Origin of the sequence: Kribbella sp. NBC_00889 (assembly GCF_045207705.1) — a bacterium.
Lineage (GTDB): Bacteria > Actinomycetota > Actinomycetes > Propionibacteriales > Kribbellaceae > Kribbella.
The window spans coordinates 1,546,816-1,565,471 of record NZ_CP108783.1 but is presented as its reverse complement, the minus strand read 5'-3'; the positions used below and the strand labels follow the sequence as shown (position 1 = coordinate 1,565,471).

General features: G+C 66.4%; 17 protein-coding genes. 8 read left to right on the top strand and 9 right to left on the bottom strand.

The genetic code is table 11. The annotated features are described in order from the left end of the window. The first annotated feature begins 35 nt into the window (after positions 1 to 35). A complete protein-coding gene (locus OG817_RS07620; RefSeq protein WP_406052999.1) occupies positions 36 to 1,076 on the top strand; it encodes a DMT family transporter in 1,041 nt (346 codons plus the stop codon). 814 nt (positions 1,077 to 1,890) lie between these two features. Continuing rightward, positions 1,891 to 2,943, top strand: a complete 1,053-nt coding sequence (locus tag OG817_RS07615; protein WP_406052998.1) for an alpha/beta hydrolase family protein — start codon at positions 1,891 to 1,893, stop codon at positions 2,941 to 2,943. Here OG817_RS07615 and OG817_RS07610 read toward each other — a convergent pair. The 3 genes from OG817_RS07610 to OG817_RS07600 form a co-directional block, all read right to left on the bottom strand. Then, complete coding sequence (locus OG817_RS07610; RefSeq protein WP_406052997.1) at positions 2,924 to 3,877, bottom strand: methyltransferase domain-containing protein; 954 nt, start codon at positions 3,875 to 3,877, stop codon at positions 2,924 to 2,926. The two genes, OG817_RS07615 and OG817_RS07610, sit on opposite strands and share 20 nt — an antisense overlap. Positions 3,878 to 3,966: 89 nt before the next feature. Beyond that, complete coding sequence (locus OG817_RS07605; protein ID WP_406052996.1) at positions 3,967 to 4,641, bottom strand: hypothetical protein; 675 nt, start codon at positions 4,639 to 4,641, stop codon at positions 3,967 to 3,969. A gap of 8 nt (positions 4,642 to 4,649) precedes the next feature. Then, entirely contained in the window at positions 4,650 to 5,003 is a 354-nt protein-coding gene (locus tag OG817_RS07600) for a hypothetical protein (protein WP_406052995.1), read from the bottom strand. Between the two features lie 156 nt (positions 5,004 to 5,159). On the opposite strand from OG817_RS07600, the gene OG817_RS07595 reads away from it, so the two are divergent. Together OG817_RS07595 and OG817_RS07590 are read left to right on the top strand one after the other, a co-directional pair. Next, positions 5,160 to 7,208 (top strand): histidine kinase, encoded by a 2,049-nt coding sequence (locus OG817_RS07595; protein WP_406052994.1) that lies wholly within the window; start codon positions 5,160 to 5,162, stop codon positions 7,206 to 7,208. After that, complete coding sequence (locus OG817_RS07590; protein ID WP_406052993.1) at positions 7,205 to 7,888, top strand: response regulator; 684 nt, start codon at positions 7,205 to 7,207, stop codon at positions 7,886 to 7,888. Before OG817_RS07595 ends, OG817_RS07590 begins: the two co-directional genes overlap by 4 nt. 4 nt (positions 7,889 to 7,892) lie before the next feature. Here the strand turns inward: OG817_RS07590 and OG817_RS07585 are convergent, their stop codons facing one another. After that, positions 7,893 to 8,888: a helix-turn-helix transcriptional regulator gene (locus tag OG817_RS07585; RefSeq protein ID WP_406052992.1), complete on the bottom strand. Its 996-nt coding sequence runs from the start codon at positions 8,886 to 8,888 to the stop codon at positions 7,893 to 7,895. A gap of 60 nt (positions 8,889 to 8,948) precedes the next feature. Here OG817_RS07585 and OG817_RS07580 point away from each other — a divergent pair, with 60 nt between their 5' ends. Then, positions 8,949 to 10,079 (top strand): epoxide hydrolase family protein, encoded by a 1,131-nt coding sequence (locus OG817_RS07580; protein WP_406052991.1) that lies wholly within the window; start codon positions 8,949 to 8,951, stop codon positions 10,077 to 10,079. Between the two features lie 245 nt (positions 10,080 to 10,324). Here the strand turns inward: OG817_RS07580 and OG817_RS07575 are convergent, their stop codons facing one another. Next, positions 10,325 to 10,666 carry a hypothetical protein gene (locus OG817_RS07575; RefSeq protein ID WP_406052990.1) on the bottom strand — a complete coding sequence of 114 codons (342 nt, stop codon included), beginning with the start codon at positions 10,664 to 10,666 and terminating at the stop codon, positions 10,325 to 10,327. A 116-nt stretch (positions 10,667 to 10,782) separates the two neighbouring features. Between OG817_RS07575 and OG817_RS07570 the strand changes: the two genes are divergently transcribed. Next, the gene (locus OG817_RS07570; RefSeq protein WP_406052989.1) at positions 10,783 to 11,049 is read left to right on the top strand and encodes a hypothetical protein; all 267 of its coding nucleotides are present in this window, start codon (positions 10,783 to 10,785) and stop codon (positions 11,047 to 11,049) included. A gap of 4 nt (positions 11,050 to 11,053) precedes the next feature. On the opposite strand, the gene OG817_RS07565 is transcribed toward OG817_RS07570, so the two are convergent. The 3 genes from OG817_RS07565 to OG817_RS07555 are packed head-to-tail and all read right to left on the bottom strand — an operon-like array spanning position 11,054 to position 13,043. Further along, positions 11,054 to 12,064 carry a helix-turn-helix transcriptional regulator gene (locus tag OG817_RS07565; RefSeq protein ID WP_406052988.1) on the bottom strand — a complete coding sequence of 337 codons (1,011 nt, stop codon included), beginning with the start codon at positions 12,062 to 12,064 and terminating at the stop codon, positions 11,054 to 11,056. Positions 12,065 to 12,118: 54 nt separating this feature from the next. Next, positions 12,119 to 12,655 carry a class IV adenylate cyclase gene (locus tag OG817_RS07560; protein ID WP_406052987.1) on the bottom strand — a complete coding sequence of 179 codons (537 nt, stop codon included), beginning with the start codon at positions 12,653 to 12,655 and terminating at the stop codon, positions 12,119 to 12,121. A gap of 40 nt (positions 12,656 to 12,695) precedes the next feature. Next, positions 12,696 to 13,043 carry a nucleotide pyrophosphohydrolase gene (locus tag OG817_RS07555; protein ID WP_406052986.1) on the bottom strand — a complete coding sequence of 116 codons (348 nt, stop codon included), beginning with the start codon at positions 13,041 to 13,043 and terminating at the stop codon, positions 12,696 to 12,698. A 192-nt stretch (positions 13,044 to 13,235) separates the two neighbouring features. Between OG817_RS07555 and OG817_RS07550 the strand changes: the two genes are divergently transcribed. Beyond that, positions 13,236 to 16,334: a DUF3427 domain-containing protein gene (locus tag OG817_RS07550; RefSeq protein ID WP_406052985.1), complete on the top strand. Its 3,099-nt coding sequence runs from the start codon at positions 13,236 to 13,238 to the stop codon at positions 16,332 to 16,334. A gap of 88 nt (positions 16,335 to 16,422) precedes the next feature. Here the strand turns inward: OG817_RS07550 and OG817_RS07545 are convergent, their stop codons facing one another. Beyond that, positions 16,423 to 17,139 (bottom strand): GntR family transcriptional regulator, encoded by a 717-nt coding sequence (locus tag OG817_RS07545; RefSeq protein ID WP_406052984.1) that lies wholly within the window; start codon positions 17,137 to 17,139, stop codon positions 16,423 to 16,425. A 123-nt stretch (positions 17,140 to 17,262) separates the two neighbouring features. Here OG817_RS07545 and OG817_RS07540 point away from each other — a divergent pair, with 123 nt between their 5' ends. Next, positions 17,263 to 18,603, top strand: coding sequence for an ABC transporter substrate-binding protein (locus tag OG817_RS07540; RefSeq protein WP_406052983.1), 1,341 nt, complete (start codon positions 17,263 to 17,265; stop codon positions 18,601 to 18,603). Positions 18,604 to 18,656 lie beyond the last annotated feature (53 nt).

Here is an 18,656-nt window from a genome sequence, read left to right as displayed (position 1 = left end):
GACGTGAACAATCGGTTGGCCCGACCATCGATGCCGTGGGTGCTCTCTTCTGTCTTCTCTCCGCCGCCGGGTTCGGGGCGATGGCCGTGTTCGGCAAACTGTCGTACGACGCTGGCGTGTCGGTCGACGCGCTGTTACTCGTCCGCTTCGGTCTCGCGGGTGCGGTGCTGCTGGCGATCGCGCTGGCCCGCGGCGCGCTGCGCAACCTCCCCCGCCGGGCCGTGCTCGCCGGTCTGGGGATGGGCGTCTTCGGCTATGCGGCACAGGCCGGTCTGTACTTCTCCGCGCTGGCCCGGATCGACGCGTCGCTGGTGGCGCTGATCCTGTACGTCTACCCCGTGCTGGTCATGGCCGGCGCCGTCGTACTGCGACGAGAGCGCGCATCGAGGCGGAGAGTGTGGGCACTCGGCTTGGCGCTGGTCGGAATCGGGCTGGTACTCAGTGGCGCGGCGACCGGCCGGTTCGACATGGTTGGCGCACTGCTGGCGCTGGGCGCGGCGATTGTCTACACCGGCTACATCCTGGTTGGTGATCGGGTCGACATCTCCCCGCTCGCGCTTGCGGCACTGGTCTGCACCGGCGCGTTCGGCACGTTCCTGCTGACCGGGCTCGTACGCGGCGGCACCGATCTTGGCTTCGCGCCGGCCGGGTGGTTGTGGCTGGGCGCCCTGGCCCTCGTCAGCACGGTCGCGGCGATCCTGTTGTTCTTCGCCGGGATGGCCCGGGTCGGCCCGTCGGTCGCGTCGATCCTGTCGATCCTCGAGCCGGTCGTGACAGTGATTGCGGCGGCCGTGGTGTTCGGCGAGGTGCTCACGCCGATCCAGTGGCTCGGTGGTGCGCTCGTGCTGTCCGCCGTGCTGATTGTCCAGTGGCCCAGCCGGTCCTCAGCTCAGGCCGGGCGCGCGGCCTCAGCTCAGGCCGGGCGCAGGTCGTCTGCTCAGGCCGGGCGGCAGACCGGGGCCGTGGCGAGGTCGGCGTTGGCTCGGGTCGCCGCGTTGAGGTTCTTCGGAGCGGAGGACCAGGCGGAGACCCACAGCGACTGCGCGTGTTCCGAGCCGAAGTCGCCTGCCGCGTGAGCGGCCATCATCGACAGGTGGTGGGCCCAGTCGGCGGCGGCCGCGCGGTCGGCGGTCGCTACCCGGCCGAGGACGGCCATTCGCTGTTTGCAGGCCGCGGCCGTACTCCCGGTAAGTTTCGCGCAGCCACCCGCGGACCTGGCCTGCGCGGTCACGGCGGCATTCAACGCGGCGATATCTGCCGGTCCGGCCAAGCGCGTCCGCTTCCAGATCGCTTTCGTGACCTCTTCGGAATTCTTGCCGCTCAGTAAATCGGTCCTGGCCTGAACGTGTTCGCGCCAATGCCCGGCAGCCGTCCGAGCCGCGGCAACGACGGCCTCAGTCGTCCGGATCTCCGCAGTACACGCATCGGCGGGCGCACTGCTGGTGACATTCCGCGCCGACTCGGACACGCTCGCTGTCGGTGCCGGATGGCTTGCATTGTGTACAGCATGATCCGCAGTGGGTGGAGGCTGAACACTTGGCTTGTCACCCGACCCGAGTTGCGCGATCGCCACGCCCGCGGCGGCGACGACCGCGGCGATCACCCCCACGGTGACCAGCAGCGTAGGCCGCCGTTGCCGGTGTATTGCCCGTCTGGCTCGCGACATATTTCAAGTCCCCCAACTTGAACAATCGACCGTCCGGGCCAAAATGCTGCCACGGCACGCGGAAAAGCGCGAACAATTCACGGTACGCGGCAGTAATCGTGCATTCTGTACTCCGACTGGAATTGCGACAAAATCACAGACCGGATCGGGCCGAACACAGCGTGCCGACAATCGTTGCCGGATCTTTCGCTGGATTCGCGGTGTACGACGGCAGACTGGATGACATGAACCGGCGGATGGCGTGGGCGGGAGTCGCCGCACTCGCGACGACGGCCGCGGTCGCGTGTACCAGCGACGACGATGCGGCACCCCCTGCGTCCACTCCGAGTGTGGCCACCTCGACCCCGGCCACGCCATCCGCTGTTTCCTCGCCCACTCGCTCCTCCGCAGCGCCAACGCCCACGCCGACGGCCGCGCCCCATCCCGTCTCACTGCAGGCGCTGATCGCGAAGAAGTACGACGGCCGCAACCTGCGCCTCGTCCGCGTACTGGCGCGCAATGCCGCCTACACGCGCTATCACGTGACGTACTCCAGCGGCCGGCTGACGATCTCCGGGATCATGAACGTGCCGACCACGCCCGGACCACACCCGGCCCTCGTCCTGAACCACGGCTACATCGACCCGGCCGTCTACACCAACGGCCGCGGCCTGATGCGTGAGCAGGACTACCTCGCGCGCCGCGGGTACGTCGTACTGCACACCGACTACCGCAACCACGCGCAGTCGACCGACGACGCACGAGCCGAACTCAACCTGCGCCTCGGCTACACCGAGGACGTGATCAACGCGGTCCTCGCGCTCCGGACGTCGCAGTACGTCGACCCGGAGCGGATCGGACTGCTCGGCCGGTCGATGGGCGGCGGGATCACCTACAACGTGCTGGTCGCGCAACCCGGGCTGGTCAAGGCCGGCGTCGTCTTCGCGCCGGTCAGTTCCGACACTGTCGACAACTTCAACCGCTGGACCCGGGACGAGCGGCCGGTCGCCACAGCGATCGTGGGCGCGTACGGCGAACCGGCGCGGAACCCGACGTTCTGGCGCAACGTGTCACCGGTGAACTTCTTCGACCGGGTCACCGAACCGGTCCTGATCCACCACGGCACGTCCGACTCGACCTGCCCGATCTCCTGGTCGCGCGAGACTCTCGCCGCGCTGAAGGCCGCCGGCAAGGACGCCACGATGTACACCTACCCCGGCGAGGAACACGCCTTCGGCCCCGCCTGGCCGACCTCGATGGCCCGCACGGTCGCCTTCCTCAAACAGCACGGGGTTTGAGCGCGCTGACGGCGTACATCGTCAGCGACATGTGGAAGGCGCCTCGGTCGGCTGCTTCGTTGAGGGATCGGGAGAACGCATCCGCCTCGGCCGGGGTGATCACGCCGGCCTGGGCGGCGGTCAGATGCATCATCGCGATGAAGCCCTGGCGTGCACCTTCCTGCGCTTCGATCCAGGTGGACGCGGTCTCGCCGGTGATCTCCAAGCCGGCTTGGGCCAGCAGGCCGCGGAGTTGTCTTCCGGAGAACGGATTGGCGGACTCGGACAGGAAGTAGCCGACCATTCGCTGCAGTACGTCGGGGTCGGCCGGATGGATGATGGCCGTCGCCCAGTCCGTGTCGATCAGGGCGATCCGCCCGCCGGGACGGAGTACGCGCGTCATCTCCTGCACCACCGCGGCCGGATTGTCGACGTGCTGCAGGACGCGCTCACAGCGGAGGACGTCCACGGACTCGTCGGCGAACGGGAGCGCCTCCGCGTGACCCTCGAGGTACTCCACCTGTGCACCGGCGGACCGTCGTACCGCCTCGGCCTCTCGTGCTGCGTCGGACCCTCGTGCCGCCTCGGCCTCTCGTGGTGCGTCGGACCCTCGTGTTGACTCGGACCCTCGTGTTGACTCGGCTCGTCGGGTTGCCTCGGCGCGGAGGCCTGGATTCGGCTCGACACCGATCGCGTGGCCGTCCGGTCCGATCAACTCCGCGAAGGTGACCACGTCCTCGCCCGTGCCCGAACCGACGTCGACCGCCGTCTCCCCCGGCGCCGGTGCCAACTGCTGGAGCGCCCACGTCTTCAGCGCCTTCACGGCCGGCCGCGACGCCATTTGGTCGAGGATGAACGCCTGCCGCTCGATGTTCTGCTCCGCGACGTGCGTGAGCTTGAAGCTCCCCCGCGTCGCGTCGACCACGGGCTCGTCCGGCACCTGCGTCTCCGTCATCTGATCTCCCCCTTCAGTACGCCGAGACTAGCGCCGGACGAGCCCGCCCCCGAAGCCCTTTCCCAGAAGGCCCTTGAAGACACCGCCCTTCAGGGCAACGGCTGCCATTCGTCGTTGGTCATCCGGAGGATCGCCCACCCCACCGCGGCGAACCCGGCTGCCTGCAGACCCCAGCCGAACAGATCCAGCGCGTGGCTGGGCACGATGATCGCCGCGACGAAGTGGATCGGCTGCGACACCATCACCGCCACCGCGGCCCACCGAGCCACGATCCGCGACCGCCACATCGCGATCCCCAGGACGACCGTCCCGACCACGTGCCCGAAGACGAAGATCGCACCCGCCAGATTCATCGATCCGTGCGTCACGTCGACCGCCTTGGTGATCGACCCGACGTCCAGCCCCGCCGTCCCGGCCGACCAGGTGAACAGGTCGCTGGACGCAGTCCACGGCAGCGCCAGATACCCCGGTACGACGAGGAAGAGCGCGATCGCGGTCAGCCATGGAGCCCGCCGGCGGGTGAGCCGGCCGACAGCGTAGGCACCCGGGACCAGCGTGAGGATCCCGATGAAGCCGAGCCAGATCACCATCGAGCTTCGATCCAGATTGTCGACAATCTTCGTGACGATCGTCGACACGTCGTCCACCGTGTCGTACGGCAGGAAGTACCGCAGCAGCGCGATCGCGGCCGGTCCGATCGGCAGGATCAGAGCCGTGAACCACCGCGAGACGGGGCGTACGTCGGCGCCCGTCGTACGCGTCATCGTCTGGCTCATCGCGCACCCACCAGCTCACGCGACGGCAGGAGCACCGCGATCACACCGAAGATCGTCAGTGCCACCCCGATCCCCGCGGCGGCGACTGCCGGCGCCGGGACATCGGACGCGAAGAACGCCGGTACGGCGAACAGCGCCGAGGCGATCCGCAGGGTGATCAGCGGCGCCAACGCCCACCGCTTTCCCCGCCAAGCGAACCCGATCAGCACGAGGCTGACCAGCCCGACCACGGCCGCACCGACCGCGATCTCCATCGGCGGGTGCTCCCCATCGGTCAGCAGCGGCGTGAACAGATCCACCACCGACAGCAGCCCGAGCACAACCAGCCCGGCCTTGTTCCTTCCAGACATCTCGCTACCCCCTCAACAGGTTCTGACCGCTCCACCGTCGCGCGCCGGCCGGTGGTTTCACTTGGGGCCGCACTCCCAGCGGTCCAGGCATCTCCCCGGCCGATCCGGGATCGCGTTCCCGAGACGCCAGGACACCTCCGGGCGCACACTGCCGGTATGACCGCATCCAGCGCCCCGTCGAAGCGCTTGCTCGCGGGCGGTCTGGGTGCGTTCGCCGTCGCCGAGGTTGTCGCCGGACTGGCGATCGCCGCCGCGATCGGGTTGAGCTGGGCGGAACTCGTGGACGCGTTCGTGGTGACGAACGGCCTGATGGGCCTGACCTTCGGACTCTGTGGTGCAGTGATCGCCTGGCACCGCCCGTCGAACCCGATCGGCTGGCTCTTCATCGCCGACGGCATCGGCCACGCCACCACCGCATTCGGCGGGCCGCTCGCCGTAGCTCTCCCGGACGGGAGCACGATTCAACGCCTGACCGTTACCGTCGCTCTGGCGGCGTGGCCATGGTCGATCGGCCTGTTCCTCCCGCTCGCCCTGCTCCTGTTCCCCACCGGCCATCTGCTCTCACCACGGTGGCGCTGGGCCGCGATCGGCATCATCGCCACCGCGCCACTGTTCGTCCTCGAGATGGTCGGCAGCGGCGACACTCTGACCCCCGGCACGTCCAGTGGCTACCTGACCATTCCCTCGTACGACGACCTCCAGCCGCTCTGGACAGCGACCGAGGCCCGCGACCTGGTCGCGATCCTGATCGCCGTCGTCTGCCTGCTGATCCGCTACCGCCGCGCCGACGAGATGGCTCGCCGACAACTCCTGTGGTTGGTTCTGGCCACCGTCATCGCGCTGCTCTTCGTCACCCCGTGGTCCTTCGTCGCCGGCACGCCGATCTTTGTATTGTTGACAATTCCGCTCATCCCGATCGCCGTCGCGGTCGCGATCGTGCGGTACCAGCTGCTCGACATCCGGCTCGTCGTCTCCCGCGCACTGACCTGGGCGCTGCTGTCCTTGGTTGCCATCGGCGCCTATTCCGCCCTGGCCGCGCTCCTCGGCACGTTGATCTCGTCGCACGTCGGCCGATCCGCCGCGATCACTGTGCTCCTCGCGCTGATCCTCGCGCCGATCCTTCCCCGTCTCCAGAGCCTCGTCGACCGCGCCCTGTACGGCGACCGCCGCGACCCCGCCCGCGTCGCGTCCCGGGTCGGCGAGCAACTCTCCGCCGGAGCCCGAACCGCTGCCCGCACCGGTGCCCCCGCCGGCTCCGGTGCCGGCGCCGGTGCCGGTGCCGGCGAGCAACTGACGGCCGGCCTCCCCGGCGTGGTCGCCGCCATCCGCGCCGCTCTCCGGTTCCCGTACGTCGGTCTGATTGTCGACAACACGACTGTCGCCACGGACGGCACGCCACCGCAGACCGTCGTACCGCTGGAACTCGAGTACGGCGGCCTGGTGGTCGGAGCGCTCGAGGTCGGCTTGCGATCCGGCGAGTCCACGGTGTCGTCGACGGACCGCGACGTTCTCGCGCTGGTCGCCGTACCACTCGCGGCTGCCGTGCATGCAACCCGATTGTCGACAGAACTCCAGTCGTCCCGAGAGAAACTGGTCTCTGCGCGAGAAGAGGAGCGCCGGCGAATCCGCCGCGATCTGCATGACGGCCTCGGCCCCACGCTGACCGGCGTCGCGTTCACCGCGGACGCCGCCGCCAATCTGGTGTCGACAGATCCGGTCAAGGCGGGTGATCTCCTGGCCACCCTGCGCGCCGACACGCGTACCGCCATCGCCGACGTACGTAGGCTTGTTGACAATCTGCGACCACCCGCGTTGGACGAACTCGGCCTGGTCGGAGCGCTGCGACAGCGAGCAGACCAGTTGTCCTTCCGTGCAGACGGCGCGGCCGTTCAGGTGGAGGTTTCGGCCGACGGACTGCCGGCACTGCCCGCTGCTCTGGAGGTCGCTGCCTATCGGATCGCCACCGAGGCGCTGAACAACGTCGTCAAGCACTCGCACGCGACCACCGCCGTACTCGCTCTACGCTGCGGCTCCGACCTGGAAGTCGAAGTCACCGACAACGGCCCACCCAACGGCGCCTGGCGCCCGGGCGTAGGCCTCCAAGCCATGCACGACCGAGCCACCGAACTGGGCGGCCACGTGGAAGCCGGCCCCACTCCCACCGGCGGCAAAGTCCAAGCCCACTTCCCCTTGGAGCCCAGATGACGTCACGCGCCGATCGGCTTTCGCCTGGGGACGAGACGATCCGTGTCGTGCTTGCCGACGATCACCCGGTTGTTCGCGCTGGTCTTGCTGCCTTGCTGACGTCCTTGCCGGGCATCGAGGTGGTCGGTGTTGCCAAGACCGGACGAGAGGCAATCCGTGAGGTCATCACCACCCGGCCACACGTCGCCGTACTGGACCTGCAGATGCCCGACATCGACGGATTCGCCGCGACCCGCGAGCTGGTCCGGTCCGCGCCGGAGGTCGCCGTACTCGTGTTGACAATGTTCGAGGACGACGACTCGGTGTTCGCCGCGATGCGCGCCGGCGCCCGCGGCTACCTCGTCAAAGGCGCCGAGCAGGAAGAGATCGCCCGCGCGATCCGCGCGGTCGCCGCCGGCGAGGCCATCTTCGGCCCCGGCATCGCCCGCCGAGTCCTCGGCTTCTTCTCTGCCCCACCACCCACCGCGGACCCGTTCCCCGAACTCACCACCCGCGAACGCGAGATCCTCGACCTGCTAGCCGCCGGCCTCTCCAACCCCGCCATCGCCACCCGCCTGGACCTCGCCCCCAAAACGGTCGCCAACAACGTCTCCGCCATCTTCACCAAACTAGGCATAGCCGACCGCTCCACCGCCATAATCCAAGCCCGCAACGCCGGCCTAGGCACAGACCACTCCTAAGCCTCTACGGGATTGCGTTCAGGTAACGGTTGCCGATGGTTTTGAGGTGGTCGATCAAGGCTGGTGGGCCGTCGACGTGGAAGTCGAGGCCGAGCATGCCGATGTAGACGGCAACGATCTCCAACGAATCAGCGCCGGTGACGAGGACACTGGTGCTCTCGTCCACCGACTCCACAATCCCAACGGCGGCATGGATCCGGGACAGGACCTCCTGCGCCGGAGCAAGGACCCTGATCCGCGCGTGCACCTTCCACCCGGTCGACGCGACATCCCGGAGTACGAACTCGGTGTAGTCGTCACCCGGCATCGGCCGGGGCTTGTAGCGCCGACCTGTTGCCATCCGCAACGACATCCAGTCGACCCGGTACGTCCGCCATACGTCGGAATCGTCCCGCGCGACGAGGTACCAGTACCGCTGCCAGCTCACCAGACGATACGGCTCAACGAGAATCGGCAGATCGCTCCCGACCCCTGACCCTGGGCCACGAATCGGCACATCCACGGGGATCTCGTAGTCGAAACGCAGGTAATGCTCATCCCGAATGCAGGCCGCGATAGCCGTCAGCACCCCAGGATCGATCTCCGGATCCGCCACGTTGGAGCCAGTGTTGTCAGGACCCTTCTCCATCGTGCTGCTGATCGCATTCACCTGACGCCGGAGCCGATGCGGCAGCACCTGCTCCAGCTTCGTCAACGCCCGCACACTGCTGTCCGCCATTCCGACAACACCGGCGCCCGTCCGCAAGCCGACCGCGACCGCCACCGCCTCCTCGTCATCCAGCAGCAACGGCGGGAGCTTGGCACCAACGCCCAACTGATAGTGCCCAGCGGCACCTCGAGTCGCGTCGACCGGATACCCGAGCTCGCGAAGCCGTTCGATGTCGTTGCGGATCGTCCGCGTCGTCACCTCCAACCGCTCAGCCAACTCGGTGCCGGTCCAGGCCGGCCGGGCCTGCAGCAACGCCAGGAGAGACAGCAACCGCGACGAGGTCTCGAGCATGCAGAAAATCATCGCACAAACAGGAATGTAATGTTCCTATATGGATTCTACGGTGAAGCCATGACCACGAACGAGAGCATCCGGCCCTTCACCGTCGACATCGCCCAGGCTGACCTGGACGATCTGCTCGCCCGCCTCGCGCGGACGCGGCTGCCCGAGCCGGCCCCCGGCGACAACTGGGACCTCGGCACCCCGAACCACTACCTCCGCGAGATGGTCGACCACTGGCAGCAAGGGTTCGACTGGCGCCAGCAGGAAGCGCGGATGAACGAGTTCCCGCACTACCTGACCGAGATCGACGGCCAGACCGTCCACTTCATCCACGTACCGTCGAAGGTCGAGGGCGCGACACCGCTGCTGTTGCTGCATACCTACCCGGGGTCGTTCGTCGACTTCCTCGACATGATCGGCCCGCTCACCGATCCGGTCGCGTACGGCGGCTCGGCCGACGACGCCTTCTCCGTCGTCGTACCGTCGATGCCCGGCTTCGGCTTCAGTACGCCGCTCGTCGACCGGGGCTGGACGATGGCCAGGGTCGCTCGCACGTACGACACCCTGATGCGCCGGCTCGGCTACTCGTCGTACGGCACCCATGGCTCCGACGGTGGCGCGATGATCTCCCGCGAACTCGGCCTGCTGAACCCGGAAGGCTTCCTGGGGCTGCATGTGCTGCAACTGTTCTCGTTCCCGTCCGGCGACCCGGCGGAGTTCGAGAAGTTCACGCCGGAGGACTACGCGGCGCTCGAGCACCTGAAGTGGTTCCAGTCGGTCGGCGGGTACAACGCGATCAACGCGACCCGGCCGCAGACCGTTGCCGTCGGCATCTCCGACTCACCGGTCGGCCAGCTCGCCTGGAACGAACTCTTCAACAACTTCGGCGACGGCACCAGCCTGGTCTCCCGCGACCAGATCCTGACCGAGGTCTCCCTGTACTGGTTCACCAACACGTCCGCCGCAGCCGGCCGGTACCACTACGAAGAGGCCCACGCCGGCACCGAGCCTCAGCTCAACCACGCCCCCACCGGCGTCGCGGTCTTCACCGACGACTTCAAGACCATCCGTGCACTCGCCGAGCGCGACAACACCAACATCGTCCACTGGTCCAACTTCAGCAAAGGCGGCCACTACGCCTCCCTCGAGTGCCCCGACGACGTCACCAACGACCTCCGCACCTTCTTCCGCAACCTGTAACCAGTCGTCGTGCCAAGAGGGGAGCCCGGAGTGCTCACGCACTCCGGGCTCCTTTGGGCTCCACCCTTCTGGAGGGAGGTCCGGGCAGAGCTTCCTATCACGGGCCCGCAACCGGCGAGGACCACTGAACCCGAACCACCACCCCCACCAACGTCATCCCCGAACCCCGTCTTCGACGCTACGCCGCACCACCCACCCCGACAACGACTCACTCCTGTCGCCGGGACGTTCAAACGCTCGCTCTGCTAGTGCGTGGTGAGAAACGCCGCGAGTTCCCGTTCCCGGTCGTCGAACGTCGGCCGGTCCACCTCGATCGAATCGCCTTCCAGCGTCAGGGTCACCGTTCCCGGATTCTTCCGCCGCCGAATCCAATCCCCCAGTGCGGCGACCACGGTCTGCTCCGCGCCCGCGCCCATCAACGCGACCGCGATCGCCACCTTTCCGTCTGACGGCTCAACAACATCCTGTGTGGGCAGTTCCTCCCCCGCGAACTCCTTCCGCAACTGTTGGAGGGACTTCACACACTTCTTCTCATCCACCCCGTGCCCAGCCGTCGCCCGCACCTCGACCCAGCGCCCTTCGCCCATCCCAGCTCCTCCAACGGTTGCGTCCGGCCCCATTCCCCGGCCTGTGGATAACTCCGGCGTCGCGTGCTTCCCGACCCCTATCCTGATCAAGACGTCCCCCAACCGGAAGGATTTCAATGCCTTTCAACGAAGCGCCGCACATCCTCCCCGACGGAGCCCACGTCTGGGTACAGCCCACCGCCGAGGCGTCGACGTACCTTCCAGACCTGCTCAGCCTGTTCCGCGCCGGCAGCACCGAGCCCTTCGTCTTCGGCGACGAAGGCGAGCCGGAGGCAGCCATCATCCCCGTCGAAGTCTGGCGCGCCCTGGTAGCCGTAGCCACCGACGAAGACGGCTACGACCTCAGCCACCTTCTCGTCCAGGCTCGCCCCGAGCTCCACTGAGACGTCAGCCGAACGCCCGCGCCGCCCGGTGGAACCGATCGCCGACAGCACGAACCGCCTCGGCCAACTCCGGCGCATCCAGTACTTCGAAGTCCGCGTCCAACAGCCCCAACCACAACGCCAACTGATGCGGATCGTCCGACCCCAACTCGACGATGCACCTGTTGTCGTCAACCACCTCGGGCTCGATCGGGATCGGCATCCGATTCTGCACGTACAGACTCGACGCCTCCACCCGGATCCGCGCCCGGTAATGCCACGACGCCTCGCCCACAGAGCGCCGTACGAACTCCTCGACGTCGACCTCGTCCAACTCCCGCGGCACAAACCTCGCGCCATTAGGCGTCCGGACTGTCATCCGATCCACCCGGAACGTCCGCCACGCGTCCCGCCCGTTGTCCCAAGCAACCAAATACCACCGCCTCCCCCAAGCCACCAACCGATGCGGCTCCACCACCCGAGGCGGCTGTACGTCGTCCTGCTCGGCCTCATCACCACGCGGCGCGTCACCCCACACCCCACCACCCGACCCGCCGGCATAGTCGAACCGCAACCGCTCCCGATCCCGAATCGCCGACGCAATCGCCGTCAACACCTCAGCATCAACCCGCGGCCCACCCCCACCCACAGCAACCGTCGCCCCCGCCACCGCCCGCACCCGATGACGCAACCGCGACGGCAACACCTGCTCCAACTTCACCAACGCCCGTACCGACGTCTCCTCAATCCCCGCCACACCCCCAGCCGCCGCAGTCCGCAACCCCACCGCAACAGCCACCGCCTCCTCGTCATCCAACAACAACGGCGGCAACTCCCCACCAGCCCCCAACCGATACCCACCCGCCACCCCCGGCCGCCCCTCAACCGGATACCCCAGAACCCGCAACCGCTCCACATCAGCCCGCAAAGTCCGCGTAGAAACCCCCAACCGCCCCGCCAACTCAGGCCCCGCCCAATCCCGCCGAACCTGCAACAACGAAAGCAACCGCAACAACCGAGCCGACGTCTCCAACATCCCCCCACCATCCCACCAATCGCGGAACAGAACCTTCCGCGATTGCCCTCGACCTCACTCAGTGAAGCGAAGCTCTGAGATCTCCGTCAGGTCGATCCCGTATCGCCCGTACACCTTGAGGGTGTTCTCCCCCGTGAGCTCGTCCTCGGAGAAGCCCAACAAGGCCCCAACCTCCAGAACGTGCTCGCGGGTCCGCCCTTCGATCTCCAGGTACGGCGGGATCCGCGGCCACCAGTCGATCTCCAACTGGGCACCCTCGAACTCGAAGCTCATCCGCCGATTCTCCTGGTACGACTTCGGCTCGAACCCGATCCGTCCCAACAACTCGTTCGTCGCCTCGAAGTCACCAACCTCGACCTCGGTCTCCATCGTCCCGTCGATCCCGTCGTGCGCGATCTCCTTCACGGTCAACGTCACCGCCGTACCGCTGTCCCGCAACCGAATCCACCGGGTCTCGTCCCCCGCCGCAATGTCATAGACATGCCGCCGCATCAGCCGATCCCCCACCCGCCGCCCACCCAGCCGAAGAATCCTCTCCGCAAGCTCATCCGGCTCGACATCCAGCACTTTGGCCTCGAATTCGATGGGCATGCGGGCCATCCCTCTCTACCGGTGGAGTGGCTTAGCAAGGTCATGCCTTCTCGGGCGCGTGCCCACGGACGTCGTCCGGTGGAAACCTCGATGCCGATCCGCTCAACTTCCGCAGGGCGGCATCCCCCAGGTCGATCTCGAGTACGTCGGCCAATCGCACCAAATACAGGAGTACGTCGGCCATCTCCTCACCAACTCGGCTCCGAAGCGGCTCGTCCTGCACGCGCGCAGCCGCCGAATCCGCCGGCAACCACTGAAACAGCTCAGCAAGCTCACCCACCTCACCGACCAGAGCAAGAATCAGCGACTTCGGATCATGAAACTGAGCCCAGTCCCGCTCCTCGGTGAAGGCCCGCATACGGTCTCGCAACTCGATCAGATCAGACACCCCGCGAGCATGCCACGGATCTCCCGCCGCCCGCGCAGTGGATCGAGTCGTCAATGCGGGCCTCGACGCCCTCCACCAACTTGTCAACAGCTGATTCGGTAGGGATGGCAACTATCTGGCCATCACATACCTCAAGGTCCAGCGGGATGTCGGATGCGTCTGGCAAGCTCCTCCGGGAGGGGTGGTGGGCAGATGGAGCCAGGGATTTACGACGCGCTCGTGACGAATGGGCTGCTTGAGGCGATCGGGGAGGGTGATGGGCTGGTCGCGAAGCTGCATGATGTTGATTTGGCGGATCAGCCGGAGGTTCTGGCTCGGCACGTGCGGGACGCCGTACTGCGGGTGCTTGGGAACACTCGCGATGAGGGCAAGCGTGTTGCGCTGGTCAACGACCTGTTGCAGCGCCTTGCCGTAAATGGCGAGGAGCTACCCGACGGACAGCTTCGGCAACTGCATTCGCTGCATCCGCCGGTCCGGCCTGGCGCCACCACCTATAGCGAGGCCCGGCCGACCACTCCGCTCTCCGATGCCGCCCTGCTCACCAACGCACACGGTGAGCCTTCGCTAGGTCCGGAGTTGCGAGCCGAGATCGACACCTCGGACGAGGTGGACCTGATCTGTGCGTTCGTGAAGTGGTACGGCCTTCGCCTGCTCGAGCCTGAGCTCCAACGTCTCCGGCTCCGTGGCGCGCCCTTTCGCGTCATCACCACCACTTATCTCGGGGCAACGGATCGCACTGCGCTTGACCGACTCGTCAACGAGTTCGGCGCCGAGGTCAAGATCCAGTACGACGTACTTCGCACTCGGCTGCACGCCAAAGCGTGGCTGTTCCGCCGAAACACTGGCTTCGACACGGCGTACGTCGGATCGTCCAATCTCTCGCGAGCCGCGTTGCTCGACGGCGTCGAGTGGAACGTCCGTCTCTCGCGGATCGCGACACCGAGCTTGCTCGACAAGTTCGAGGCAACTTTCGACACCTACTGGCACGACGCAACTTTTGAGAAGTACGACCCAGCGCACGACCGTGATCGCCTCGACGATGCACTGGCCGAGGCAGGCAATCGCAAGTCCTCGGACCGAGTCACGATCTCGCTCGCCGGCCTTGAGGTAAGACCGCGGCCGTACCAAGCCGAGATGCTCGAGGAGATCGAGGTCGAACGCGAGGTTCATGACCGCCATCGCAATCTGGTCGTCGCGGCAACCGGCACCGGTAAGACAGTGATCGCCGCGCTCGACTATCGCCGCCTTCGCGACGCCGCGCTGAAGCGTGGCGAGCCGGCGCCGTCACTCCTGTTCGTAGCCCACCGTCGAGAGATCCTGCAGCAGTCGCTCCGCACGTACCGCGAGGTCCTCGCCGACGCCACCTTCGGCGAGGAGTACTACTCGGGAGCACGCCCGGAGCGGTGGCGACACGTCTTTGCCTCCGTTCAGGCGCTCACTTCGTACGACGTCACGACGATGCCCGCGGAGACCTTTGATGTTGTCGTCGTTGACGAGTTCCATCACGCGGCCGCACCGACCTATCGCCGACTACTGGATCATCTTCAGCCTCGTGAACTGCTCGGGCTGACGGCTACGCCCGAACGCACCGACGGCTTTAACCTGCTGAGCTTCTTCGGTGGACGAACGGCGGTCGAGCTTCGGCTGTGGGACGCGCTATCTGCGGATCTCCTGTGTCCCTTCCATTACTTCGGGATCTCCGACAACACCGACCTCGCTGACCTGCAATGGAAGCGAGGCAGGTACGACGAGCGGCAACTCGAGAACCTGTACACGGGCAACGACAGACGTGCGTCCATTGTCCTCAACCAGGTTCGTGACAAGCTCACAGACCTACGCACCATGAGAGCTCTCGGCTTCTGCGTTTCGGTCGCCCATGCCGAGTACATGGCGGATGTCTTCAGCAAGGCGGGCATCCCTGCACGCGCCGTGTCCGGCCAGACTCTGACCTCCGACCGGGATCAGGCGCTGCGAGACCTCAAAGACCTCCGGGTCAACGCCCTGTTTGCCGCGGACCTCTTCAACGAAGGTCTTGATCTCCCAGAGGTCAATACTGTCCTGTTCCTTCGCCCGACCGAAAGCCCGACTGTCTTTCTCCAGCAGCTCGGCCGAGGTCTGCGCCAATCCGAAGGCAAGCCGGTTCTCACGGCCCTCGACTTTGTCGGTCACCAACGCAAAGAGTTCCGCTTCGACCTACGCTTCCGCGCACTGACTGGCGAGACCCGAAAAGGGCTAGAACGTCAGGTTGAGCAGGGCTTCCCGTTTCTGCCGTCTGGCTGCCAGATTGTGCTCGACAAGGTCGCGCAAGAGGTGGTCCTGTCGAACCTTCGCAGCCAGATTGCCGGCCGCTGGCAGGACATGGTCAAGGAACTCAGGGCTCACGGCGAGCAGACCTTGCCGACCTTCCTCCAGGAGTCCGGTACGGAGCTCAGCGACGTACTGCGCCCCGGCCGCAGCTGGACGAACCTGCGCCGCGACGCCGGACTCCACACGCGCTCCGGATCGAGCCTGGAGAAAGCTCTTCTCCGACGCGTACGCGCACTGGCCCACGTCGACGACCCGGACCGAGCCCGCGTCTACCGACGACTCTTGCAGGACGACGGACCGACGTACGACGAATTGGACCCAGCCCACAGTGCGTTCGCCCGCATGTTGTTCTTCTCGCTCTGGCCCGACGGCGGCGGATTCGCGTCGTACGCGGAAGGCATTGACGCACTGCGCCAGGAGAATGCCCTGCGCGACGAGTTGCTGGAGATCACCGACTTCGCCATGGATCACGCCCGGCATCGCGCCTTCCAGCTCAGCGGTCGACTCGGCGACCTGCCCCTTCGCGTGCATGCGCGGTACCAGCGGGAGGAAATCTTGGCCGCCCTCGACTACGCCAACCTGCAGCGCAAGCCGAGTACGTTCCAATCCGGCGTGCTCTACTCACACGAGCGGAACCTCGACGCGTTCCTCGTCACCCTGACCAAGTCCGAGGCGGACTACTCCCCCACGACGATGTATCAGGACTACGCGATCAGCCCAACGCTGTTCCACTGGGAGTCCCAGAGCAACACCGCGGTCGACTCGCAAACAGGCCAGCGGTACCTGAATCACCGCGAGCGTGGCAGTGACATCCTCATCTTCGCCCGCCAACACAAACGCACCGACGGAGCCACCGACCCCTACCTCTTCCTCGGCCCAGCGACGTACACCACTCACACCGGCGAGCGCCCGATAGCCATCACCTGGCAACTAACCCACCCCATGCCCACCGAGGTATTCCAAGCTGCTTCCGTGGTTGCGTGATCCTGATCCTCGCGAGCACTGCAACTGAGGCGCTCCCAGACGTGCGTCAGCCGTCACGCCAGGTACTCGGGCTAACTCCGCGCTGGGCTTAGCGGGTTAGGTCGGCGGTGAATTGGTAGGCGTCGCCTCTGTAGTGGTTGGTGCCTGAGAGGAGGGGGGTGGTGGTGTCTTGGGCGAAGGCTATTTCGGTGGCTACGAGGATGGCTCCGCCGGTGGGGAGGTTGAGGAGGTTGGCGAGGGTGGCGTCGGCGTTTTGGGCCTGGACTGTGTAGCGGGAGTAGGAGAACTCGATGCCGTGGGTGGAGAAGAGTTCGTAGAGGGATGCGTTGGTCAGGTCGGCGGTGGGTAGCCAGGGGGCGATGGCTATGGGGATGACGAGGTCCTCGACGGTGACGGGGCGGCCGTCCATGCCGCGGAGGCGGCGGATGGATACGACGGGGGCGGTGGGGGCCAGGTGGAGACGGTGGGCCTCGTCGAGGGTGGCTGGTCGTTCGCGGTGGTCGAGGATTTCCGAGCTGGGGCGGAAGCCCAGTTCGTGAGCCATCTCCGTGAAGGACTGGAGCCGGCTCGGGGGCTCACGCAGTACGAGATCGCGTACGTACCAGCCTCGTTGGGGTGACGGGACGATCAGGCCCTCGTCGGAGGCGGCTTGGAAGCCGGCCCGGACGGTCATGCGGCTGAGGCCGGTCTCGATCGCGAACTGCCGTTCGCTCGGCAGTCGGCTGCCGCTCGGGTAGCGCCCGCGCACTATCCCGTCTTGGATCCGTTTCTTGACCCGTTCGACCGCGGGCTCTGCTGCTGTCACGGCCGTCACTATACCAGTTTCGGGCCTGGATGCGCTCGCATCCAGCAACTGGTTGGGACTGGCATAACTGGTTTCAGAGTCGTAGGGTGGCCGGAAGTCACGGGAACGGACGAAGGAGTCACGATGGTCACCAGGCGGACCGTGTTGAAGTCGGGAGCCGCACTCGGCCTGTTCACGCTGGCTGGTTGCGCGCCGCAGGGCACCAAGGCGAGCAGCGCGCCCTCCACGCCTGCCAAGTCGATCGATGTCGCCAAGGCCGGCACGGTGACGCTGTCGATGCTGGACTTCTGGGGCGGTGATTCCGCCAAGTGGGTGGGCAACGCGGTGAAGGCGTACCAGCTGAAGTACCCGAACGTGACGATCAAGCGCACGTCCGTCGACTGGGGTCAGCTGACCCAGACGGCCAACCTGCGGTTGAAGGAGAAGAACCCGCCGGACATCATCACGGTCAACAACGGGTGGCAGTCCCTGGGCACGCTGTCCAAGGCCGGGCTCGTCCTCAACCTGGACGGCTACTCGAAGTCGTTCGGCTGGGACAGATTTCCGAGCACGATCCTGCGTCAGACCCAGTTCACGGCTGACGGCACGGAGATGGGCTCGGGATCGCTGTTCGCCACGCCGGTCGCCAGCTCGTCGCTGATCGGCCTCTACTACAACAAGGCAGTCCTGGAGCGCGTGGGTGCCACGGTGCCCACCGACCTCGCGTCGTTCGAGGACGCCTGTACGAAGGCCAAGGCCGCGGGCGTTGTGCCCATCGGCTACGGGTCCCAGGACAAGGGGTCGTCGACGGCGATCCTGCTGGCCCTGCAGGACTTGTTCGGCGATCAGAAGAAGATCAACGACTTCGTCTACTCGACCGGTTCGGTGAAGGCCGACGAGATCGGCCTGAAGGACGCGGCGGAGCGGCTGAAGTCGTACCAGGACAAGGGCTGGCTCACGCCGAACCATGCCGGCATCCAGTTCGCCGACGCCGGCGATGCCTTCCTCAAGGGGAAGTCGGCGTTCCGCTTCGAGTACACGGGAACCTTGGCCTTCCAGGGCGCCCAGAAGCAGGAGTACGGCTACGTGCAACTCCCGCAGGTCACGGGCGGGAAGGTCGTCGGTACGGGCGCATCCACCGCTGTCGCGCTCGGCTCGAAGTGCAAGAACCCGGATGTCGCCGCCTCGTTCCTCGACTTCCTCGCCGGCCCGCAGACCGCGCAGTACGTCGTCGAGAACGGTTTCCTGCCACTCCTGAACGACGTCAAGGCGCCGGCGGACAACCCCGAGTTCGGTACGGAGATCACCGGTCAGCGGTCGCTGGACAAGGACAACGGGTACGTTCCGTACTTCGACTGGTCCACACCCTCGATGCTCGACACCCTCGGTGGACAGGTCCAGCAGTTGCTGGCCGGCCGGAGTACACCCGACGCACTGGTGAAGGCGGTTCAGGCCGACTACGACAAGTTCCAGACCGCCCGATGACTGTTCAGACTTCGCGTCTGAGCGTCCGGGCCAGGCCAAGGACGCGAGCCGTC